The organism is Bacillus sp. FSL R5-0560, from assembly GCF_037966305.1.
In the GTDB taxonomy this organism is placed as follows: domain Bacteria; phylum Bacillota; class Bacilli; order Bacillales; family Bacillaceae; genus Bacillus; species Bacillus mojavensis.
Genome location: NZ_CP150195.1, coordinates 3,899,318 through 3,921,967, shown reverse-complemented (window position 1 = coordinate 3,921,967; position 22,650 = coordinate 3,899,318). Strand labels below are relative to the sequence as shown.

The 22,650-nt window shown below is 44.3% G+C and carries 22 protein-coding genes; 15 read left to right on the top strand and 7 right to left on the bottom strand.

The window, feature by feature from the left end; translation table 11 throughout:
- The first annotated feature begins 8 nt into the window (after positions 1–8).
- Positions 9–1,259 carry an iron uptake transporter deferrochelatase/peroxidase subunit gene (gene efeB / locus NST56_RS20490; RefSeq protein ID WP_268448023.1) on the top strand — a complete coding sequence of 417 codons (1,251 nt, stop codon included), beginning with the start codon at positions 9–11 and terminating at the stop codon, positions 1,257–1,259.
- Between the two features lie 89 nt (positions 1,260–1,348).
- Entirely contained in the window at positions 1,349–1,951 is a 603-nt protein-coding gene (locus tag NST56_RS20485; RefSeq protein WP_168749056.1) for a DsbA family protein, read from the top strand.
- Between the two features lie 44 nt (positions 1,952–1,995).
- Here NST56_RS20485 and NST56_RS20480 read toward each other — a convergent pair whose 3' ends face one another.
- From NST56_RS20480 to NST56_RS20470, 3 genes are all read right to left on the bottom strand, one after another.
- Positions 1,996–3,537, bottom strand: coding sequence for a cation acetate symporter (locus NST56_RS20480; protein ID WP_059335200.1), 1,542 nt, complete (start codon positions 3,535–3,537; stop codon positions 1,996–1,998).
- Positions 3,534–3,848 carry a DUF485 domain-containing protein gene (locus NST56_RS20475; RefSeq protein ID WP_339178826.1) on the bottom strand — a complete coding sequence of 105 codons (315 nt, stop codon included), beginning with the start codon at positions 3,846–3,848 and terminating at the stop codon, positions 3,534–3,536. Before NST56_RS20475 ends, NST56_RS20480 begins: the two co-directional genes overlap by 4 nt.
- 422 nt (positions 3,849–4,270) lie before the next feature.
- Positions 4,271–4,429 (bottom strand): anti-repressor SinI family protein, encoded by a 159-nt coding sequence (locus NST56_RS20470; RefSeq protein WP_010332361.1) that lies wholly within the window; start codon positions 4,427–4,429, stop codon positions 4,271–4,273.
- 352 nt (positions 4,430–4,781) lie between these two features.
- On the opposite strand from NST56_RS20470, the gene NST56_RS20465 reads away from it, so the two are divergent.
- From NST56_RS20465 to galT, 4 genes are all read left to right on the top strand, one after another.
- The gene (locus NST56_RS20465) at positions 4,782–5,453 is read left to right on the top strand and encodes a helix-turn-helix domain-containing protein (protein WP_229148540.1); all 672 of its coding nucleotides are present in this window, start codon (positions 4,782–4,784) and stop codon (positions 5,451–5,453) included.
- A gap of 17 nt (positions 5,454–5,470) precedes the next feature.
- On the top strand, positions 5,471–5,854 hold the full coding sequence (locus NST56_RS20460; protein WP_010332359.1) for a GtrA family protein: 384 nt from the start codon (positions 5,471–5,473) through the stop codon (positions 5,852–5,854).
- An 82-nt stretch (positions 5,855–5,936) separates the two neighbouring features.
- On the top strand, positions 5,937–7,109 hold the full coding sequence (locus NST56_RS20455; protein WP_339178821.1) for a galactokinase: 1,173 nt from the start codon (positions 5,937–5,939) through the stop codon (positions 7,107–7,109).
- Between the two features lie 3 nt (positions 7,110–7,112).
- Positions 7,113–8,654, top strand: coding sequence for a UDP-glucose--hexose-1-phosphate uridylyltransferase (gene galT / locus NST56_RS20450; protein WP_339178819.1), 1,542 nt, complete (start codon positions 7,113–7,115; stop codon positions 8,652–8,654).
- Positions 8,655–8,717: 63 nt separating this feature from the next.
- On the opposite strand, the gene NST56_RS20445 is transcribed toward galT, so the two are convergent.
- Positions 8,718–8,963, bottom strand: a complete 246-nt coding sequence (locus tag NST56_RS20445; RefSeq protein WP_010332356.1) for a GlsB/YeaQ/YmgE family stress response membrane protein — start codon at positions 8,961–8,963, stop codon at positions 8,718–8,720.
- A 514-nt stretch (positions 8,964–9,477) separates the two neighbouring features.
- On the opposite strand from NST56_RS20445, the gene qoxA reads away from it, so the two are divergent.
- The 4 genes from qoxA to qoxD are packed head-to-tail and all read left to right on the top strand — an operon-like array spanning position 9,478 to position 13,424.
- Entirely contained in the window at positions 9,478–10,443 is a 966-nt protein-coding gene (qoxA, locus tag NST56_RS20440; RefSeq protein ID WP_081720819.1) for a cytochrome aa3 quinol oxidase subunit II, read from the top strand.
- A 27-nt stretch (positions 10,444–10,470) separates the two neighbouring features.
- Positions 10,471–12,420, top strand: coding sequence for a cytochrome aa3 quinol oxidase subunit I (gene qoxB, locus NST56_RS20435; protein ID WP_010332354.1), 1,950 nt, complete (start codon positions 10,471–10,473; stop codon positions 12,418–12,420).
- Positions 12,421–12,433: 13 nt separating this feature from the next.
- The gene (gene qoxC / locus NST56_RS20430; RefSeq protein WP_010332353.1) at positions 12,434–13,048 is read left to right on the top strand and encodes a cytochrome aa3 quinol oxidase subunit III; all 615 of its coding nucleotides are present in this window, start codon (positions 12,434–12,436) and stop codon (positions 13,046–13,048) included.
- A gap of 1 nt (position 13,049) precedes the next feature.
- Positions 13,050–13,424 (top strand): cytochrome aa3 quinol oxidase subunit IV, encoded by a 375-nt coding sequence (gene qoxD, locus NST56_RS20425; RefSeq protein ID WP_024123290.1) that lies wholly within the window; start codon positions 13,050–13,052, stop codon positions 13,422–13,424.
- 54 nt (positions 13,425–13,478) lie between these two features.
- Here the strand turns inward: qoxD and ywcE are convergent, their stop codons facing one another.
- Positions 13,479–13,745 carry a spore morphogenesis/germination protein YwcE gene (gene ywcE, locus NST56_RS20420; protein WP_081638379.1) on the bottom strand — a complete coding sequence of 89 codons (267 nt, stop codon included), beginning with the start codon at positions 13,743–13,745 and terminating at the stop codon, positions 13,479–13,481.
- A 519-nt stretch (positions 13,746–14,264) separates the two neighbouring features.
- Between ywcE and rodA the strand changes: the two genes are divergently transcribed.
- The 3 genes from rodA to NST56_RS20405 all read left to right on the top strand — a co-directional run bounded on the left by rodA (position 14,265) and on the right by NST56_RS20405 (position 17,482).
- Positions 14,265–15,446 (top strand): cell shape-determining peptidoglycan glycosyltransferase RodA, encoded by a 1,182-nt coding sequence (rodA, locus tag NST56_RS20415; RefSeq protein WP_339178815.1) that lies wholly within the window; start codon positions 14,265–14,267, stop codon positions 15,444–15,446.
- 103 nt (positions 15,447–15,549) lie between these two features.
- Positions 15,550–16,299 carry an oxygen-insensitive NADPH nitroreductase gene (gene nfsA / locus NST56_RS20410; protein ID WP_268444650.1) on the top strand — a complete coding sequence of 250 codons (750 nt, stop codon included), beginning with the start codon at positions 15,550–15,552 and terminating at the stop codon, positions 16,297–16,299.
- Between the two features lie 178 nt (positions 16,300–16,477).
- Positions 16,478–17,482 carry an LLM class flavin-dependent oxidoreductase gene (locus tag NST56_RS20405; protein ID WP_268448035.1) on the top strand — a complete coding sequence of 335 codons (1,005 nt, stop codon included), beginning with the start codon at positions 16,478–16,480 and terminating at the stop codon, positions 17,480–17,482.
- Between the two features lie 56 nt (positions 17,483–17,538).
- Here the strand turns inward: NST56_RS20405 and NST56_RS20400 are convergent, their stop codons facing one another.
- Positions 17,539–19,959 carry a S8 family serine peptidase gene (locus tag NST56_RS20400; protein ID WP_339178809.1) on the bottom strand — a complete coding sequence of 807 codons (2,421 nt, stop codon included), beginning with the start codon at positions 19,957–19,959 and terminating at the stop codon, positions 17,539–17,541.
- A 528-nt stretch (positions 19,960–20,487) separates the two neighbouring features.
- On the opposite strand from NST56_RS20400, the gene NST56_RS20395 reads away from it, so the two are divergent.
- Complete coding sequence (locus NST56_RS20395) at positions 20,488–20,790, top strand: hypothetical protein (protein ID WP_010332348.1); 303 nt, start codon at positions 20,488–20,490, stop codon at positions 20,788–20,790.
- A 41-nt stretch (positions 20,791–20,831) separates the two neighbouring features.
- Complete coding sequence (sacT, locus tag NST56_RS20390; protein WP_010332347.1) at positions 20,832–21,662, top strand: sac operon transcriptional antiterminator SacT; 831 nt, start codon at positions 20,832–20,834, stop codon at positions 21,660–21,662.
- Positions 21,663–21,700: 38 nt separating this feature from the next.
- Here the strand turns inward: sacT and NST56_RS20385 are convergent, their stop codons facing one another.
- Entirely contained in the window at positions 21,701–22,468 is a 768-nt protein-coding gene (locus tag NST56_RS20385) for a formate/nitrite transporter family protein (protein WP_286059320.1), read from the bottom strand.
- Between the last annotated feature and the right edge of the window lie 182 nt (positions 22,469–22,650).

Sequence of the window (22,650 nt, the reverse complement as noted above, 5' to 3'; positions counted from 1 at the left end):
GTAACAGCATGAGCGATGAACAAAAAAAGCCAGAACAAATTCACAGACGGGACATTTTAAAATGGGGAGCGATGGCTGGGGCGGCCGTGGCGATTGGCGCCAGCGGCCTCGGCGGTCTTGCTCCGCTTGTTCAGACCGCGGCTAAGTCATCGAAGAAGGACGAAAAAGAGGATGACCAGATTGTGCCATTTTACGGAAAGCATCAGGCCGGAATCACCACTGCCCATCAGACGTACGTGTATTTTGCCGCGCTTGATGTGACGGCGAAGGAGAAAAGCGATATCATCACGTTATTCAGAAACTGGACCAGCCTGACACACATGCTGACGTCAGGCAAAAAAATGTCGAGCGACCAGAAGAATCAATACCTGCCGCCGCAGGATACAGGTGAATCGGCTGATTTACCGCCTTCCAACTTAACGGTTACATTTGGCTTCGGGCCTGACTTTTTCGAAAAAGATGGGAAGGATCGCTTCGGACTGAAAAGCAAGAAACCGAAACACCTTGCTGCCCTTCCGGCTATGCCGAATGACAATCTAGATGCGAAGCAGGGAGGCGGAGACATCTGCATCCAAGTATGCGCAGATGATGAACAGGTGGCGTTTCACGCGCTGCGAAACCTATTGAATCAAGCGGTGGGCACCTGTGAAGTCCGCCTGATAAACAAAGGCTTTTTAAGCGGAGGCAAAAAAGGAGAAACGCCGCGCAATCTATTTGGGTTTAAAGATGGAACAGGAAACCAAAGCACCAAGGATGACACCTTGATGAATTCGATCGTGTGGATTCAGTCCGGCGAGCCTGACTGGATGACCGGCGGAACTTATATGGCTTTTCGGAAAATCAAAATGTTCCTTGAAATTTGGGACCGCTCTTCCCTGAAGGATCAAGAGGATACTTTCGGCCGCAGAAAAAGCTCAGGGGCACCTTTTGGCCAAAAAAAAGAAACAGACCCTGTCAAGCTGAATCAAATCCCGTCAAATTCGCACGTCAGTCTTGCGAAATCTACGGGGAAACAGATTTTGCGAAGAGCCTTTTCTTATACAGAAGGCATTGACTCAAAAACCGGCTATATGGATGCAGGTCTCCTGTTTATCAGCTTTCAAAAAAATCCCGACAATCAGTTCATCCCCATGCTGAAGGCACTTTCGGCAAAGGATGCGTTAAATGAATATACGCAAACGATTGGTTCTGCTTTATATGCAATCCCCGGCGGGTGCAAAAAAGGAGAATATATTGCTCAGCGGTTGCTTGAATCGTAAAGAGAAGCCATGCAGGCTTCTTTTTTAAAAAAACAGTTGTAACTTTTATTGTTACAGTTTAAAATCAACCTATACGAAAGGAGACAATCATGACCGTACAGATAAAAGTTTATTCAGATTACGTCTGCCCATTTTGTTTCATTGGAAAAGCCGCTTTTGAAGAGGCGATAAAAGGAAAGGATGTTGAAGTCGAGTGGATGCCGTTTGAATTGCGTCCAAGTCCTTCACCGCAGCTTGATCCTGTAAACGATCCTTCCAAGAAATATATGTGGCAAACCTCGATCAGACCGATGGCGGAAAAATTGGGAGTCGACATCAAATTTCCAAACGTCTCGCCTCACCCATATACAGATTTGGCTTTTGAAGGCTTTCACTTTGCCAAAGAATACAACAAAGGACATGCATACAATACCCGTGTATTTGCAGCATTTTTCCAAGAGGGCCAAAACATCGGAGAGATTGAAATCTTGACGAAGCTGGCCGAGGAAGTCGGCTTAGACGGAGCATTGTTCAAAGCTGCACTGGAAGCAAGAACATATCAGGATGTGCAGCGGCAAGCTCTGAAGCACGCCTATGAAGAAGCTGACATTACAGCCGTACCAACCTTTGTCATCGGCGACACCGTGATTCCAGGAGCAGCCGGCAAGGAAGTATTTGAAAACGCGATTTCTCAGGAACAACAGAAAACGTAACCTAAGAAAGCTCTCTAAACAAAAATCTGTTTAGAGAGCCTTTTTTAATCCTGATCCATATGAATCCCGGTATGTGCCTTCACCTGTATTTCCGCAAATGTATCTTCATGAGCAGTTTTATCAGAAGACAGAAGCGTTCCAAGCCACGCACCGAGGAAACCTAGCGGAATCGAAATGATGCCCGGATTAGAAAGCGGGATGAGCGGCTCGCCTACAAAAATAGCACCTCCGGCCGGGTCCCACACGCTCGGGCTCATCGACACGAGGACAAGAGCACTGATCAGCCCAGTCAGGCTGCCCCATAATGCGCCTGAGGCATTAAATCTTTTCCAAAACACAGTAAACACAATCAGCGGAAGGTTTGCGCTGGCGGCAACGGCAAATGCCAATGCGACAAGAAATGCAACATTTAAGGATTGTGCAAAAATCGCAAGAATGATAGACAGCACTGACACGGCAACAGATGCCCATCTAGCCGCTTTCATCTGTTCTTTCTCAGTTGCTTCTCCTTTTCTGATAATCTGGCTGTAGATATCATGGGCAAACGCTGAAGCGGCAGAAAGCACCAAGCCTGTCACCACTGCCAAAATCGTGGCAAAGGCGATGGCTGATACAAACGCGAACAGGAAATCCCCTCCGAGTGCTTTTGCCAGAAGCGGCGCCGCCATGTTTCCCGCTGGATCGGCCGCTGTAATCGCGTCAAAACCGACAAACGCGGCCGCGCCAAATCCGAGAAATACCGTCATAATGTAAAACACACCGATGATCCACGTTGCTGAAACAACCGATGCCCGGGCAGTTTTGGCATCCTTAACTGTATAAAAGCGAATTAAGATGTGCGGAAGGCCGGCGGTCCCCAGCACAAGTGCCAAATTCAACGACAGGGTTTCAAGCGGGACCTTGTATTTGTTGCCTGGATTTAAAAAATCAGCGCCAAGCGGAGTAGCCGTTTTCATGTGCTCAAACATTGTATTGAGGTTAAAACCGAATTTAGAAAATACAATGATTGAGATGACGAGGGTGCCGGCCATCAGCAAAACGGCTTTAATAATCTGAACCCAGCTCGTCGCGATCATTCCGCCGAACACGACATAAATGGTCATGAGCACTCCGACAATCAGAACGGCCGCGGTATAATCGAGCCCAAGCAGCAGTTTAATCAGCGCCCCTGCTCCCACGAGCTGAGCGATCATATAAAAGGTAGAGATGGCGATGGTATTGAGAGCGGCGACACCGCGGATCTTCTTTTCTTTAAAACGCGCCGCAATCATGTCCGCCATCGTATACTTTCCGAGATTCCGAAGCGGCTCCGCCACGATATAGAGGACAACGAGATAAGCGACAAGAAAACCGATGCTGTAAAAAAATCCATCGAAACCATATAATGCAATCATTCCGGCAATGCCGAGGAACGACGCGGCAGACATATAGTCGCCGGCAATTGCCAGTCCATTCTGAACACCGGTGAGCCCGCCGCCGGCCGTATAAAACTCACTCGTCGTTTTCGTCTGTTTCGCGGCAAAATACGTAATCACAAGCGTTAGTCCGACAATCGCTACAAATAACAGAAACGCTGTCAGGTTCATGTCTGTTCACCCTTTAGCTCTTCTTTTAAAGCGTTTACAAATTGGTCGTAACGAGCTGCCTTTCGGGAATACACCGTACTGAGTGTCCAGGTCATAGCGAATTGAGCGATGGCAAACAGCCAAGCCCATGAAACAGCACCGACTGCCGGAGTATTCAAAAAGGTGAAATAAGACGTTAAAACAGGGAGTGAAAAATAAAAGACAAAAAAGAAAATCGCAGTTGGAACAACAAAGGCCTGTTTCTGCTTCAAAAAGGCTTGAAAAGACGGAGATCCAGCAATCTTTTGGTAATCAGCTTGCGATCTGTACATGGCTTTCCTCCTTATTATCCTGCTGAAAAATAAGCATAAAGGTACACCAATAGGTATGTACAGAAAGTCTGATTTATTCTTCGGGATCATAAAGGGGATGAAAAAAGCAGGAAACGTGAAGATTAGACGCGGGGGTTATAAAACGGGCGAAGGTTTTCCAGCTGTTTGCTTTCAAAACCTCACCAAATGCAGCTTATGCAAAGCTGCCCTTTTTTCTAAAGTCCGGTTTTATGCTCGCATCACCTCTTTATGACAATGCATGTGCCAAGAGGTGACCGCATCACCAGCTGTCTGTCATATTTTAGGCTGAAACACCGTTTGTCCTCAAAATCCCACAGTATATAAGCTATCGAATAGAGGAAATGGTGAAAACTCAGATCAGATGATAGAAAAGCCAGAGGTAAAAGATCCGCCTGTCCGGATTAGTCTTGGCGGACGGCCTTTTTGTGATTGGTTTTTCTCATCGCTGTTTCAGATTCTAAAAACTGCCTCACATCATGAATGCCCAATCCAATGGATCTAGCTTCTTGAATCAACATATGCCAATCTTTGTCCAAATCTTTTTTAACTTGAGTTTTCATAGTAACCTCCAATTGTATAAAATGTTTTCCTGCAACATCCAGGCAATAAAAGGCAAGCCGGTGTGATGATGAGGCGAGTACAACAAATTTCACACATAGTTGCTCGGTGTTCACAAACTGAAGGAAGAATCACCTACCTATTCCCTAAAAAAATGACTAATATAACCAATGGGCCTTATTTATAATAATAAACAATTAAATACTGACTGGATAGTATGTAAATGAAAATAAATCGTATTGCCTATTAAATATGACCCCTCCACAACCGAATAGCATACCTTTGGAAAGAAATAAATACCGCAAAAGATTGATCCGGTGTAAGATAAGGGTAATCATACGGCTGGAGAAAAATATGAAAAAAAACAAATTTCAAATTAAAAGAGAGCAAACATTTGAAAGGTTTATAGAGGCTGGCCTGAATTTATTGATTGACCGAGCATATGACCCTGTGTCTGTGGAAGAAATCAGCAGAGCTGCCGGGTACAGTAAAGGCGCATTTTATGTTCATTTTGACAACATGGAAGACTTCCTGCAGCATATCTTCGAAAATCATCAAATGAAAAAACAGATTATCATCGGCTACCTGGATGAAATCGAGCGGACATCTGCGAAACCGCTGACTCTTCATGACGCTGCAAAACATGCCGCAGAGCTGCTGTATTCTTACTACAAAAATAAACCATCGTGGGACATCACCTCGTTTGCAATGAATATGCCGACCTTTAAAGTTGTCCAAAAATGCAAGGCTTATGTGGGGCTGTACGAATTGTGGGTGGAAGAAAATACGTCATATATTAATTGGCTGAAGGAGAGAAAGCTGGTTGACGACAGTATTGATCCGGAATATACGGCTAAAATAATATGTGCGGTGCTTGACGGAATCATCAAACAATCGCGTGTATTGGGCCATCCGGCCACATTCCGCAGCTTTTTTGACGCGCTTTCCGTTTTTGTTTCTTTTAACCGCGAATACGCAAAGCTAAGAAATTTGAAAAGTTTTTCAGAAAGCGAGGAACATCAGTGAAGTATAGAGAATTGATTATGTATATCATTATGGGGGTTTTCACGACAATCGTGAATATCGCCAGCTTTTATATATTGGTAGAGATCATGAATGTGGATTATAAAGCTGCAACAGTAGCTGCTTGGATTTTGTCTGTGCTGTTTGCTTACATAACAAATAAAATATATGTGTTTCAGCAGAAAACAGATGACCTGCAAAGCCTGCTGAAAGAGCTCACTGCCTTTTTCAGCGTCCGGGTGCTGTCCCTCGGAATAGACCTTGGCATGATGATCCTCCTTGTGGGACAGTTCCATACCAATGAAACGCTGGCCAAAATACTCGATAATGCGGTAATTGTTGTCGTCAACTATGTCGCAAGCAAATGGCTCGTTTTTAAAAAGACAAAAGAAGAAGGGGTATGACAGGGGCGGCAGCATATGATCTTCCGTTTTCGTTACAGAAAGACCGGGAAACAAAAAATAAAAACCATGAAAGGTGATGCACATGCGGGAAGAATTGAAGGGGATATTTGCAAGTGTATTCGGAGAAAAAGAGGGATTGCGTTTTTTTTTCGCACCGGGAAGAGTGAATCTGATTGGAGAACATACGGATTATAACGGCGGGCACGTGTTTCCGTGCGCGCTGACAATGGGTACATATGCTGCTGTTGCAGAAAGAAATGACGGGCTGGTCAGGATGTATTCGGACAACTTTCAGGAAGCCGGCATAAAGGAATGCAGTCTTGACGGCATCCGTTATCAAAAAGAAGACGACTGGGCCAATTATCCGAAAGGCGTCATATATGAATTTCAACAAAGGGGCTATTCGATTCCGAATGGCTTTGACATCGTGTTTTCAGGGAATATTCCAAACGGGGCAGGGCTCTCGTCTTCCGCTTCCATTGAGCTGCTGATGGCGGTCGTGCTCCAAAGCTATTTTCATCCTCAACTCGATGCGCTGGAGCTTGTCAAAATGGCACAGCATGCGGAAAACACATTTATCGGGGTCAATTGCGGAATTATGGATCAATTCGCAATCGGAATGGGGAAAGAACATCATGCGATGCTTCTGAACTGCGATACGCTGGACTATGAATATAGCAAACTCGATGTCTCCGGGCTTGCGCTGGTTATTGCGAACACGAACAAAAAAAGGACATTGGCGGACTCAAGCTATAATGCGAGACGCCAAGAGTGCAGCGACGCATTGCTGGATCTGCAAAAGGAGCTCGACATTACATCACTTGGCGACATCAAGCCTTCTGTTTTCGACGCATGCTCTGACCTGATCCGAAATGAAACGAACAGACGCCGCGCAAAGCACGCCGTATATGAAAACCACCGCGCCATCAAGACAGCCGACATGTTTAAAGAAAACAACATTCGCGAAATCGGGCGGTTAATGAAGGAATCCCACCTTTCATTAAAGGATGATTATGAGGTGACATGTCCGGAACTTGATGAGCTCGTATTTGCGGCGTGGGAGCAAGAAGGAGTGATCGGCTCAAGAATGACGGGAGCGGGATTCGGCGGCTGCACGATCAGTATTGTAAAGGATGAGTTTGTTGATGACTTTATCCAAAAGGTTGGAGATAGGTATCAAGAAAAAACAGGCCTCAAAGCTGATTTTTATGTCGCTGATATTGGTGAGGGAGCGAGAGAACTAAAGGGGGAATGACACATGAGCATTTTTGAACATCTGGAACAGCTGATCGAGTATGGGCTGGAACGAAAACTGATATCGATCTGGGATCAGGAATATACGAGAAACCGACTTTATGAAGTGCTGGACATCAAACATCCCCAGCCGGTCTCAAGCACACCTATTAAGCAGAGCCAACGTCTTCCTGACTTGCTTTCTCCTATTTACGAGTGGGCGGCAGAAACCGGCCGCATAGAAGCAAATACAGACACCTATCGAGATTTGCTCAGTGCGAAGCTGATGGGCTGTTTTGTCCCGCCTCCCTCTGAGGTCATCCGCAAGTTTGAAGAGACAAAGGCGTTATACGGACCGAAACAGGCGACAAAAGAGTTTTATCAATATGCAGAGGATGTCTATTATATTAGGTCGGACAGAATCGCTAAAAACGTTCATTGGACGGTGCCGACCGAATATGGCGAGCTGGAAATAACAATCAACCTGTCAAAGCCCGAAAAGGATCCGAAAGCGATTGCGGCTGCCAAAGAACAGACGCAGACGAATTATCCGCCTTGTGTGCTTTGTAAGGAAAATGTCGGCTTTGAGGGAAGTGTGAACCATCCGGCCCGGCAGAATCACAGAATCATTCCTGTTATTCTCAGAGACGAGCAATGGTATTTGCAATTCTCGCCATATGTGTATTATCCGGAGCATTGCATCGTTTTAAAGGGTGAGCATGAACCGATGGAGATCAGCAAAAAAACGTTTGAAAGACTGCTCTCATTCCTCGGGCAATATCCGCATTATTTTATCGGATCAAACGCAGACCTGCCGATTGTCGGGGGCAGCATCCTAAGCCACGACCATTTTCAAGGCGGGGCGCACGATTTTCCGATGGCGCGTGCCGAAATGGAGGAGAGATATGAATTGATGGGTCATCCCGGTGTGTCGCTGGGCTTAGTGAAATGGCCAATGTCTGTGCTCAGGCTCCAGGGGGACGATCCAGATAGAGTCGCTGACGCAGCGGACCATATATTCCGTACATGGCAGCAATATTCTGATGAAAAAGCCGGCATAGCCGCCTTTACAGGGGATACGCCGCACAATACGGTCACGCCGATTGCAAGACGCAGGGGAGGCTCGTATGAACTCGACATCGTGCTGAGAAACAATCGGACGGATGAGGAGCATCCATTAGGAATCTTTCATCCTCATCAAGAGGTTCATCATATCAAAAAAGAAAATATCGGTTTGATTGAGGTCATGGGCTTAGCGATATTGCCGGGCCGTTTACAGGAAGAAATGAAAGCAACGGAAGCGGCAATGTGCTCTGCTGATCCGAAAACAGCATTAGAAGAAAATGAGCTGACCGCTAAACATAAAGATTGGGCTCTTCGTCTGATGGAAAGAAGAACCATAACAAAAGGGAATGCGGAACAGGTCATAAAAGAAGAGCTTGGTCATGTATTCGCACGCATTCTTGAACATGCCGGCGTATTTAAACAGACACCCGAAGGAAAACAGGCCTTCAACAGGTTTATCCATTGTTTAGGCGTCAAACAAGGAAAAAGCCTCAACCGTTAAGGGAAGAGGCTTTTTCCTATTAAAAAAGAGCCCAAAACGCTCACGCTTTGGGCTCTGTTGTTTCTATCCTCTTTTTCTTGCTAAGAGGCTTACGAGAAAGACAACAATTGCTGAACCGATAATCGCCGGGATAATGGCAAATCCGGCAAGATGCGGTCCCCATGTTCCAAGCAGCCCGTGCCCGATCCAGGCACCAATAAGACCTGCGATCATCGACCCGATAATTCCTCCGGGCATATCTCCTTTTACAAACAGGCTACCAACCCATCCGATAATAATAGCTACGATAAGTGAAATTATGAAACTCATCATGCAACACATCCTATTTTAGATTTATTTGCTTATATCATTCCTCCTTTTTGTATAGGATAAACAATTGAATGTGCTAATCAAAAAGAGGGAACAGTTCAGAGCATATCGCCGCTCTATTGAGCCTTTTCTTTCAATATGCATTGCGTTAAAATGGTAATCGTGTGAAAAGATGCTAGCCAAGGAAAAATTAATTCCCTTGTAGAAAGTTTAACAAAATGAAATTTTTGATTGACCTAGGTTTTTTATTGTGGTAAACCTTTATTTGTCAGAAATAGTTCTTCATCTTCTTTCTTTACTTATATGCGGAAATAACTAGAAACTTTTCATATTAAGCGATAGATGTGAATAAAGTTGGAGCAAATTTTGTCGATTTTATGACATTTAAGCGAAAATGGGATGAAGTTTATAAAAAAATAAAGCTAATAAGTGAAGTTTTTGATAGCATAACAAAGTAGAGAAAAGATTTTGAGGAAGTATGCACTTCAGATTTATTACATCAATAGGAAGGATGGTGATCTTCTTGTTCAGAGCATTAAAACCGTTACTTGTATTAGCGCTGTTAACTGTGGTTTTTGTCCTTGGGGGATGCAGCAATGCTTCAGTACTAGATCCGAAAGGGCCTGTGGCTGATCAGCAAAGTGATTTAATCCTGTTATCTATCGGATTTATGCTGTTTATCGTCGGGGTCGTCTTTGTTCTTTTTACCATTATTTTAGTAAAATACCGCGACCGTAAAGGCAAAGATAATGGATCTTATAACCCAGAAATTCATGGTAACACGTTCTTAGAAGTAGTCTGGACAGTGATCCCAATTTTAATCGTCATCGCACTTTCTGTGCCAACCGTACAGACGATATATTCGTTAGAAAAAGCTCCTGAAGCAACAAAGGATAAAGAGCCTCTTGTTGTTTATGCTACTTCGGTAGACTGGAAATGGGTATTCAGCTACCCTGAACAGGATATTGAAACGGTCAACTACTTAAACATTCCTGTCGACCGCCCGATCTTGTTTAAAATCTCATCTGCAGATTCAATGGCTTCGCTATGGATTCCTCAGCTTGGAGGACAAAAATACGCGATGGCTGGAATGCTGATGGATCAATACTTACAGGCTGATGAAGTGGGAACTTATGAAGGCCGCAACGCGAACTTCACAGGTGAACATTTTGCCGACCAAGAGTTTGATGTGAATGCTGTAACAGAAAAAGACTTTAACAGCTGGGTGAAAAAGACTCAAAATGAGGCTCCTAAGTTGACAAAAGAGAAGTATGATCAATTGATGCTTCCTGAAAATGTGGACGAATTAACGTTCTCTTCTACTCACTTAAAATACGTTGATCACGGACAAGACGCAGAATACGCGATGGAGGCCCGCAAACGCCTTGGCTACCAAGCCGTTTCACCGCACTCTAAAACAGATCCGTTTGAAAACGTAAAGGAAAATGAATTTAAGAAGTCTGATGATACAGAAGAATGATATTGATCAGGAAAGGAGGAAGCCCGCATGAAATTTAAATGGGATGAATTTTTTGTAACAGGTGACCCATTAATTCTGGGCGCACAAGTTTCCATTGCACTATCTACCATCGCCATCATTGTTGTACTGACCTACTTCAAGAAATGGAAATGGCTCTGGTCTGAATGGATAACAACTGTTGACCACAAAAAACTCGGAATCATGTATATTATATCTGCTGTAATTATGTTATTCCGCGGCGGTGTCGACGGTTTGATGATGCGTGCCCAGCTAGCGCTTCCGAATAACAGTTTTTTAGACTCAAACCACTATAATGAAATTTTTACGACTCACGGTACGATCATGATCATCTTCATGGCGATGCCGTTTTTAATCGGTCTTATTAACGTTGTTGTACCTCTTCAAATCGGTGCTCGCGACGTTGCATTTCCTTACTTGAACAACCTGAGTTTCTGGACGTTCTTCGTAGGGGCTATGCTTTTCAATATTTCTTTCGTTATCGGAGGTTCTCCGAACGCAGGCTGGACAAGTTACATGCCGCTTGCAAGTAACGACATGAGCCCTGGACCGGGTGAGAACTACTACCTCCTCGGACTTCAGATTGCCGGGATCGGTACCCTGATGACAGGGATCAACTTTATGGTCACAATCTTAAAAATGAGAACAAAAGGCATGACACTGATGCGTATGCCAATGTTCACATGGACAACACTGATCACAATGGTTATTATCGTGTTTGCTTTCCCTGTGCTTACAGTAGCTTTAGCACTCTTATCATTTGATCGTTTGTTCGGCGCTCACTTTTTCACACTGGAAGCAGGCGGTATGCCGATGCTTTGGGCCAACCTGTTCTGGATTTGGGGACATCCTGAAGTATATATCGTTATTCTTCCGGCGTTCGGTATTTTCTCAGAAATCATCTCAAGCTTTGCAAGAAAACAATTGTTTGGTTACAAAGCGATGGTTGGTTCGATTATCGCCATCTCCGTATTGAGTTTCTTAGTTTGGACTCACCACTTCTTCACAATGGGGAACAGTGCGTCCGTTAACTCATTCTTCTCAATTACGACAATGGCAATCTCGATTCCGACCGGGGTTAAAATCTTTAACTGGCTCTTTACCATGTATAAAGGCCGAATCAGCTTTACAACGCCTATGCTGTGGGCGCTTGCATTCATTCCTAACTTCGTTATCGGCGGGGTTACAGGGGTTATGCTTGCGATGGCAGCAGCGGATTATCAATACCATAATACGTACTTCCTGGTATCTCACTTCCACTACGTGCTGATCGCGGGTACTGTATTTGCTTGTTTCGCAGGATTTATTTTCTGGTATCCAAAAATGTTCGGCCACAAACTGAACGAAAAAATCGGAAAATGGTTCTTCTGGATCTTTATGATCGGGTTCAATATTTGTTTCTTCCCGCAATATTTCTTGGGGCTTCAAGGTATGCCTCGCCGTATTTACACATACGGACCGAATGATGGCTGGACAACATTGAACTTTATTTCAACAGTCGGAGCTTTCATGATGGGTGTAGGATTCTTAATCCTTTGCTATAACATCTACTACAGCTTCCGTTACTCTACTCGTGAAATCAGCGGAGATTCATGGGGTGTGGGACGTACGCTTGATTGGGCGACTTCATCTGCGATTCCGCCGCACTACAACTTTGCGGTGCTTCCTGAAGTCAAATCCCAAGATGCATTCCTGCACATGAAAGAAGAAAAAACTGAATTATACCCTGAAAGCAAATTCAAGAAAATCCATATGCCAAGCAACTCAGGCAGACCGTTCTTTATGTCTGTTGCCTTTGGTATCGCAGGCTTTGGACTTGTCTTTGAATGGTACTGGATGGGCGTAGTCGGATTAATCGGAGTCCTGCTCTGCATGGTGCTGCGTTCATTCGAATACGACAATGGCTACTACGTTAGTGTTGATGAAATAAAAGAGACGGAAAGAAAGATTTCCGAATAAGGAGGCGTGAGTTATGGAACATGCAGAACACGGCAATTCTAACGCGCCTATGGAATATCAATCTGAAACCGGCAGACTTAATATTCTCGGGTTTTGGATCTTTTTAGGGGCAGAAATTGTGTTGTTCTCAACACTATTTGCAACCTTCTTCGTTCTTCAAAACAGAACAGCAGGAGGTGTCTTACCGGACGAACTGTTTGAAGTGAATCTGGTAATGATTATGACGTTCTTGCTGCTTATCAGCAGCTTTACCTGCGGGATCGCTGTTCATGAAATGCGCCGCGGAAGTTTAAAAGGCGTCGTCATTTGGACAATTATCACTCTTCTTCTCGGCGCCGGCTTCGTCGGTTGTGAGATCAACGAGTTTGTCCATTATGTACATGAAGGAGCATCTCTCGGTACAAGTGCGTTCTGGTCTGGATTCTTTGTTTTACTTGGAACTCACGGAACTCACGTAACAATCGGTATTTTCTGGATTGCAGGCATTCTGATTCAGTTGAAGAAACGCGGCTTAACTCCGCAAACTTCATCTAAAATCTTTATCTCAAGCTTGTACTGGCACTTCTTAGATGTTGTATGGATTTTCATCTTTACAGGTGTCTATCTCATGGGATTGGGGGGTCTGTAAAATGGCAAACAAATCTGCTGAACACAGTCACTTTCCATGGAAGCACATTGTAGGTTTTGCACTTTCTATTGTTTTGACCCTGCTGGCTCTATGGGTTGCAGTGTATACTGAATTGAGTCCATCAGCAAAACTTTGGATCATTTTCGGCTTCGCCTTCATTCAGGCGGCGCTCCAGCTCCTCATGTTCATGCACATGACAGAGAGCGAAAACGGCGGTATCCAAGTCGGAAACACGCTGTTCGGATTCTTCGGCGCGATCGTTATCGTGCTTGGATCCATCTGGATTTTCGCGGCTCACTATCATCACGGTGACCACATGGATGGAAATCCTCCTGGAGGCGCTGAACACTCAGAGCACTCAGGCCACAACGAATAAGCAAAAAACCCTCTTCGTCCAGAAGAGGGTTTTTTTGCTGTTTCAGCTGCTGTTTCAGCTGCTGCTTCGCTTTCTGCGAAGATAAGGAAGGCCATAAATGATAAAAGCCGCAATATGAGCGACAATGACGTTGACGGCAAACAGGATAATCATGAGAGTGTGTCCGAGTGGAGAAAGGCTTTCTGTTGCGTAAAAGAAGAAGAATACCCACATTAAAATAATTGGCGGAATAGCAGAGAGTGCGACTTTTTTGTTATCGAGCCATATAAAGAGGGGAGTAGCACTGGCAACCAATAAATAAGCAAAAAACATGTCCATCATACCCGTCTCCTTTCATTTTGTGACAGCGTTTACAAAAATGAAGTAGAGGAAATGAATTGTGTCTGTTTTGTGGTTGTTTTGTGAACGTTTTGTTACAATTATTATACCATGTTTTCCAGAAATTGATACAGGTAATTGTGGAAATGGTCTGGCACTATTGCCTTATTTTTTATCGCCTATCCGCTAGGAGAATGTATGGAAACCGAGAGAATGGAGCAGTTTGTTTACTTCTGCCTTGGTTTTCTAGCAACTTGCTGTACGAAAGGAACCTTCAATAAATACATATTTAATAAGAGACTGCATGCATGACCCTTTAGAAATAGGGGTTTTTTCATTTGAAAAGTTTTGTGTCAATCGAAACATTTCGGTTTATGATACGTCATATTTCGTGTAGCTGAAAAAGCGCCACAACTGCGCGCAAAAAACAAAAAAGGAAACGAGCTTCACGTGTCATCTTGAACGTGGTTCATGTATAATAAACATTAGTGATTTTCCGATGAAAATGTAAGGCGGGATAGAATGAGTCGATATAAGAAACAGCAAAGCCCCTTTTATCAGGGGGATTTGATTTTTATATTTGGTGTGTTTTTTATCATAAGTGTAGTATCAATTTATGCTGCCGGTCAGTTTGGGCAGTATGGGAATACGGATTGGATACAGCAAATTGTGTTTTATTTTTTGGGCGCTGTTGCTATTACAGTTCTTCTGTACTTTGATTTAGAACAGCTTGAAAAATTAAGTTTATATATTTTTATCATTGGTATTTTATCTTTGATTATTCTTAAAATCAGTCCTGAGTCCATAGCACCTGTTATTAAAGGCGCAAAAAGCTGGTTTAGGATTGGAAAGATAACTATACAGCCGTCAGAGTTCATGAAGGTTGGTTTGATTATGATGATTGCGTCAGTCATTGGAAAGGCCAATCCTAAAGGGGTTCGGACGCTCAGGGATGATATTCACCTTTTATTAAAAATTGCGGGTGTAGCTGTTATCCCTGTTGGTCTTATCCTGATGCAAGATGCTGGGACGGCAGGAATATGTATGTTTATCGTTCTTGTAATGATTTTTATGTCAGGGATAAATTGGAAGCTGATCACGATCATTGCCGGTTCAGGTATTCTATTTATTTCACTCATTTTATTAGTCATGATTAATTTTCCTGACGTTGCTAAATCAGTTGGGATACAGGATTATCAAATTAAGCGGGTCACTTCTTGGGTTTCTGATTCAAGTGAGACGCAGGAAGATGCAAATAGCAGCTGGCAGGTTGATCAAGCTATCATGGCTATAGGATCTGGTGGCATTATAGGAAATGGTATTTCTGATTTGAAGGTTTATGTTCCGGAAAGTACGACTGACTTCATCTTTTCTATAATAGGTGAATCATTTGGCTTTTTAGGCTGTGCCTTTGTTGTTATCATGTTCTTCTTCTTAATCTATAGACTTGTCGTTTTGATTGACAAGATCCATCCATTCAACCGTTTTGCTTCATTCTTTTGCGTAGGTTATACGGCGTTAATTGTTATCCACACATTCCAGAATATCGGGATGAATATCGGTATTATGCCTGTTACCGGGATTCCGCTGCTGTTTGTCAGCTATGGGGGAAGCTCGACGCTTGCCACGTTAATTGGTTTCGGTATTGTGTATAATGCGAGTGTTCAGCTGACGAGATACAGAAGTTATTTGTTTAATTCATAAAATGCAGACAGCCTTTAAGGGCTGTCTCTTTTTTTGTAGAGCATTTCACTTTTGAGTTCGCTTTTTTTCGGATATGATAAAAACAGATAAGGAGGTTCTTGTGATGAACAACACAATTGAAACCATTTTAAACCATCGGTCGATCCGATCATTTACTGATCAGCTTTTGACAGCTGAGGAAATTGATACATTAGTGAAAAGCGCGCAGGCTGCGCCTACGTCCAGCTATGTGCAGGCTTATTCGATTATCGGTGTTTCCGATCCGGAGAAAAAACGTGAGCTGTCTGTGCTTGCGGGGAATCAGCCTTATGTTGAACATAACGGTCACTTTTTTGTGTTTTGCGCGGACTTGTACCGTCATCAAAAACTGGCTGAAGAAAAAGGCGAACATATCTCTGAGCTGCTGGAAAATACGGAAATGTTTATGGTCAGTTTAATTGATGCTGCGCTTGCGGCTCAAAATATGAGCATCGCCGCAGAATCAATGGGGCTTGGCATATGTTATATCGGAGGCATTCGGAATGAACTGGACAAGGTGACAGAGGTGCTGCAAACGCCTGACCATGTGCTCCCGCTTTTTGGCCTGGCTGTAGGACATCCTGCCAACCCATCCGGCAAAAAACCGAGATTGCCGAAGCAGGCTGTATATCATGAAAATACCTATAACGTGAATGACGAGGATTTTCGTAAACATATGAGTGCATATGACAAAACCATTTCTGATTATTATAGAGAAAGAACAAATGGTCAGCGGGTGGAAACGTGGTCTGATCAAATTCTGAACTTTATGAAGCAGAAACCGCGTACGTACTTAAATGAATATGTGAAAGAAAAAGGCTTTAATAAGAACTAAATGTGAAACCTCTCCGCTGGCGGAGAGGTTTTTATGTTTCACGTGTAACATATTCCGACAAATAGAGACAAGTTGACACAAATAAATGACGATTGATCGGGAGACACTGATGAACAGTGTGAGCGGCTTAGAAGAAAAAATAATGGATCAGTGATACGATGAGGACGAGGTGGTAGGGATGTTATCATTAAGTATATTAGATCAATCTCCGGTGTCCGAGGGAAGCTCGGCAGAAACGGCATTACGGGAAACCGTTGAGCTTGCCCAGGCGGCTGAGGGTCTTGGATATAAGAGATTTTGGGTTTCAGAGCATCACTTTTCAAAGCGCCTGGCAGGGTCCAGTCCAGAGGTGCTGATCAGCCACATTGCGGCGAAAACGAACCGGATCAGGGTGGGGTCAGGCGGTGTTATGCTGCCGCACTACAGTGCCTATAAAGTAGCGGAGAATTTTCGTGTGCTGGAAGGCTTGACGCCGGGAAGAATTGATCTCGGCCTAGGCAGAGCGCCGGGAGGAATGCCGATTGCATCTTGGGCGCTCAATGACGGCGGAAAGCGCAATGCTGATCAGTACCCGCAGCAAATCAAGGAACTGACGATGTATTTGCATGATTTGGCGGATGACAAACACCGTTTTCCGAATCTGACGGCTGCGCCTCATATATCCAGCGCACCGGATGTGTGGCTGCTCGGTTCATCCGGAGAAAGTGCCTTGCTTGCCGCTGAATCGGGTGCCGGCTATATGTTTGCCCACTTTATTAATGGCGAGGGCGGAGAGGATACGGTCAGACAATATAAGAGACGATTTAAGCCAACTGTGTTAGGAGAAACGCCTCGGGCGGCAGTTGCTGTTTTTGTTCTATGTGCGGATACAGAGGAGAAAGCGGAACAGCTTGCTGCGGTGCTTGATTTTACTCTCTTGGCGGGGGAGCAGGGCATTCCTTTAGAAGGCGTTCCTGATTATGAAGCTGTCCGGAACAATACGTACTCTCCTTATGAACAAAGACGAATTGCTGATAACAGAAATCGAATGATTGTCGGTACGAAAAAACAGGTCAAGGACCAGCTGATGTCCTTGAGTAAGGCTTATGATACAGAGGAAATCATGGCGGTAACCATTACGAATCGATTTGAGGATAAACTTCATTCTTATCGCCTTTTACAGGAGGCGTTTGCCGAGGCATGAAGCCGTTAAAGCCTGTATGGAAAAGCCCCGCCGATGTTTCTCGGCAGGGCTGCTTTTTATTCAACAGTAAAAGGCTCTTCGGTCAGAACTTGACTTGATTTTCCTTTGTTGGCTGCATAGGCGAGCATATAATATTCACCGGCTGGAAGTGTTGTACCCCCATTAATCGTGCCGTCCCAGTCAAAGTACTGGTAGCCTTTATCTTGATGTTTATAAATACCTGCTTGGCCTGCAAAGTCAAGGTTGCTGTCATAGACAAGGAATGCCAGCTCTTCCGCTCCCGCAGGAAGGTAGGTTTCAATTTCATAGGTGCCTTGCTTAGAGCCCTCATTAACTGATACAGACGTTACCCTCGGATAATCCGGCTCTTTAACGATCAGCAATGTAGGTACCTTGGCGACGGTTTTTCCGCCTTCTCTTACGATGACAGTTCCTTCATAGGTGCCTGCTTTTGTTTTCTTTGTATTGACCTTTACTGTTGCAGTGGCTTTTCCGGTTTTATGAGCCGGAATCACAACACGGCTTGTGCCGGATGTGGAAATACCGCTTCCGTTGAATGAGTATTCCAGGGTGTATGACTTCCTAATGGAAGATTGATTTTCAATTGTAAAGGTTTTTTTCTTCGTTTCGTTTCCTTTTTCCTTCAAAAATGTGCCGTACGAGTAGCTTCCCGGTGAGACGAATGAGTCGGCTTTGATCGCGTTCATGATTCTTGCGCTGCCTGCGCCCTGGGCATTATGCGGATATACTTCTCCATCGCCATCCTTTAATGTGACAGCGGTATTCATGATGGCAGCTTTGATCTGTTCTACGCTCCATTTCGGTTTAGCTTGTTTGATGACGGCAACTGCTCCGGCGATATGAGGTGATGCCATGCTCGTTCCTTGTTTTGACCCGTAGCCATATGGGCTGTCAGGATCATGTGTTGGAATGGTGCTGACGATATTGACGCCTGGCGCGGAAATATCCGGCTTAATCATCCACGTATCCATCACAGGACCGCGGGATGAGAAATCGGCAACCTGTTCACCGAGCGCTTTTGAGACCGTCAACTTGAATGTTGCTTTTGTCTCGCCAGCTTTCATGGCGCTGATGAGCTTTTCACCGTCTTCTAATGAAAGCTTAATCGTTGGCACAGACATGCCAGGCACATTGGCTTCAATTTCCCCAGCTAAATTGTTATACACAACCATGCCGATGGCGCCTGCTTTTTTGGCGTTGTCTGCTTTATCCACAAAAGCAATGCTGCCCCGTTTGACGAGTGCCACTTTGCCTTTCAGATCTTTTCCTTCAAAGTCCTTTTCTTCGCCGAGACCAGCGTCGACAAGCTCGACCTCTTTATTGTGAAGCCCCTTAACGTCATCTTCTTTGTCATAGCCCATGACTTTTGCTGAAGAGTAAGAGCCAAATGAGACAGCGTATTCATTGAGCGGAAGCTGCGTTGCACCGACAGAAATCGCTTCTCTGGATGTGCCAGGCGATCCGACGGTCCAGCCATTCGGTCCGCTGTTGCCATTTGATGTAACGGCGACAACGCCCTCTGACATGGCCCAATCAAGCGCTGTGCTCGTCGCCCAGTCCGGGTTGTTTAATGAGTTTCCGAGAGACAGGTTCATCACATCTGCTCCGTCCTGTACAGCACGTTCCACGCCTGCAATGACGTTTTCTGTTGTGCCGCTTCCTCCCGGTCCGAGAACGCGGTAAGCGAGAAGTGTTGCATCAGGAGCTACGCCTTTAATCGTACCGTTCGCAGCGACAGTTCCGGCCACGTGTGTTCCGTGGTCAGTGGCTTCGCCTCTCGGATCGCCCGTTGGTGTTTCTTTCGGATCGTAATCATTGTCTACAAAATCGTATCCTTTATATTGTCCGAAGTTTTTTTTCAGATCAGGGTGATTGTACTCAACCCCTGTATCAATAACAGCGACTTTGACGCCTTTCCCAGTGTAGCCTAAATCCCAAGCGTCGTTTGCTCCGATATATGGCGCGCTGTCATCCATTTGCGGAGATACAGCGTCCTCGGAGATGGTGACATCTTTCTCCTTTATATTGTCTGTTTTGTAAGTGACGTTCGGGTACACAGCTTTAACGTCATCTACTGCTAGGAGTTTTGGAATTTCATTAGCTGGGAGCTTCATAGAAAATCCAGAGAAAACCTGCTCATATTCCCTTTTTACTTTTCCGTTTTTCACCGCTTTCACAGCTTTGTTTTTTGCTTTTGAGCGGGCGTTTTTGAGCTTGCTTTTCGTTTGGTTTACTCCCGCTTCCTTCGCCTCTGCCAAGGATTTTTCTTTTAATTCCACAATCACCGTTGTTTGTTTGCTTGTTGTCATGTCAATATCACCGAATACCTTGGCTTTTTCCAGGTCTGCCGATCCTTTTGAAGAAACCGGTGCTGCCTGTACCCCTGTCATTCCTGTGGATAACGTAAAGAATAAAACAAGACCTAGAAGCAGAAAGCGAATAATCCCGTTTTTCAATGTGTTTCCCCCTTTGAGTTAAGAAAAAATGTTGAAGATCTAGTATATATTTCTTGAAAATTCAAAAAAATCCTTGTGTCATTTGGACCATTTATTGGATTTTGGTTGTGTATAAGGAAGGAGTTATACACAGAACCCTGTGTATAAGTGAATAAAGCTGTGTATATATATAGTTGGGAATATATGTTCTTATACAAAATATAGATGGGGTTTGTGGACATGTGGATATCTCTTGTGATTAAGTTGTTCTTATCTTTGGGATAACTTGTGTATAAACTTTTTAAAGCGGTTCTCCAATTTTCATTTCATTTCTTTCAGCTTTCAACAAAACTTCTAAAAACTAGTTGGTTTTTTCACTCATATTGTGACAAAGAATTCTCTTTCCACGGTCTATCATAGAGTCATGAGTTTTGCTAGAGCTGCTAGTTTGCGAGAAAAGAAATCGGCCGTCTTTTCCTGTGAGCTGCGGCTGAAAAAACGGGCTGCTAAAAAGGCTGCCTGCCAAAAAGAAGCGGAGGGATGTTTTCTATGAAACGTTTGCTTGTATCTTTACGGGTGTGGATGGTCTTTTTGATGAACTGGGTGGCGCCGGACCGAAAACATGCGGCTGCCGCTATTTATTCGGCTCAGCGTACATATCAAAGAAAAGCGGCGGTGCAAGCCGCAGGACTGGTTTCGTTTTATGAATGGCGGATGGCTGTGAATGACGAAGAAAAACAGAAAGCGAAAGCCGCCGCTCTCTATAAAAGAAGATGTCTGCAAGCCTTCAAGGAATCGCCAAAGCAGGAGAGGGCCGGCCCGCATCTTTACATGGCGGTCAAAAGGAGGTAAAATCCCAGTCATAAAAGCTAATTGGCGGGAGAGAGAGCCTCTTGAAAATCTATAAAGTATTAAACAACAATGCGGCTTTAATTAAAGAGGATGATCAGGAAAAAATTGTGATGGGACCGGGAATCGCTTTTCAAAAAAAGAAAAATGATCTTATCCCTATGAATAAAGTAGAAAAGATATTTGTCGTGCACGACGAGAATGAAAAGTTTAAACAAATCCTGCAAACGCTGCCGGAGGAGCATATTGATATAGCTGAGGATATCATCAGCTATGCGGAAGGGGAGCTCGCGGCGCCGCTGAGCGACCATATTCATATCGCGCTTTCTGACCATTTGTCCTTTGCGATCGAAAGGATTCAAAATGGGCTGCTTGTGCAAAATAAATTATTGCATGAGATAAAGGCGCTCTATAAAAAAGAATACGAGATCGGCCTGTGGGCGATCGGTCATGTAAAAGAGACATTGGGCGTGTCTCTGCCTGAAGATGAAGCGGGTTATATTGCCCTTCACATCCATACGGCAAAGATGGATGCGGAGAGTATGTATTCAGCGCTGAAGCATACGACGATGATAAAAGAAATGATAGAGAAAATAGAAAACTATTTTAATCGAAAGGTGGATGAGAATAGCATTTCCTATCAACGCCTTGTCACGCATTTGCGATACGCGGTCAGCCGGTTGGAATCAAATGAAGCGTTTCATGTCATGGACGAAGAGATGCTTTATTTCATCCAAAAAAAGTATTCATTTGCCTATCAATGTGCGCTGGAGCTGGCGGAGTTTCTGAAAAATGAATATCAATTACATTTGCCGGAGTCCGAGGCCGGCTATATCACGCTGCATGTCCAGCGTCTTCAAGATCTCTCGGAATAACCGCTTTGACTTGCAGGGAGTGATCTCTGGAAGTTTTTTTATTTATCGGCATTCAGCGTGTGATACATCCAGCCCATCATCACAATTCCTGCGGCCAGATTGCCGAGCGTAACAGGAATTAAGTTTCTGACTGCTCCCGCCAGTGTGACTGTATCAGGGTGATCAATCATAAGTGAGATCGCAAATGTGCACATATTGGCAATGCTGTGTTCGAAACCGGAAATAAAAAAGCAGAAAACGAAAAGCATCATGGCAAACAGCTTTGCTCCTTCTCCTTTGAGAGACATCGGAATGAAAAAAGCGAGACATACAAGCCAATTGCACAGCATTCCTCGGAAAAAGAGCTCTGACGCCGGCGGCTCCATCTTATGCTCTGCCAATTGAATCAAAAAGGAATGGGATGCCCCCTCGAAAAGCCCGGTTGCGCTGATAAGAATCGCAAATAAAACGGCTCCGATCAAATTGCCGATATAGCTGAAAGCCCACAGATACACGGTATCGCGCCAGCGGATTCTTTTCCGGAGTGCGGTATAAGTGAAATAAAAGGTGTTGCCGGTGAATAAATCCCCGCCTCCGTATGCAATTAATACAATAGCAGCTCCAAATGTCACAGCGGCAGCCGGTAAGGCAAACGGTGAGTCGGCAATAGAGAAATAGCTGCCTGTTTTGCTTGCGGCTGTAATGCCAAAACCGATAAACATGCTGGCCAAAATGGATCTGAGCAAATAACGGATTTTGCTTGAAACGAATATGTCTTGTTTTCTTAAAGCATACTGTTCAACCTTTTGCAATGCTTGGGTTTCCATTGTCTTTTCCTGCTTTCTTTGATAGATGAGCATAGTATAGCATGATATTGTGAAGTATTTCACAAATAATTTTTACGAATTTTTGTCTACATGATCTATCAAACTTTTTAACTAAAAAACAGTTGACGAAAACGCTGTCATGTTTTATGATGAAAGCGTATTCTCAATCTGAATAAGCGGGA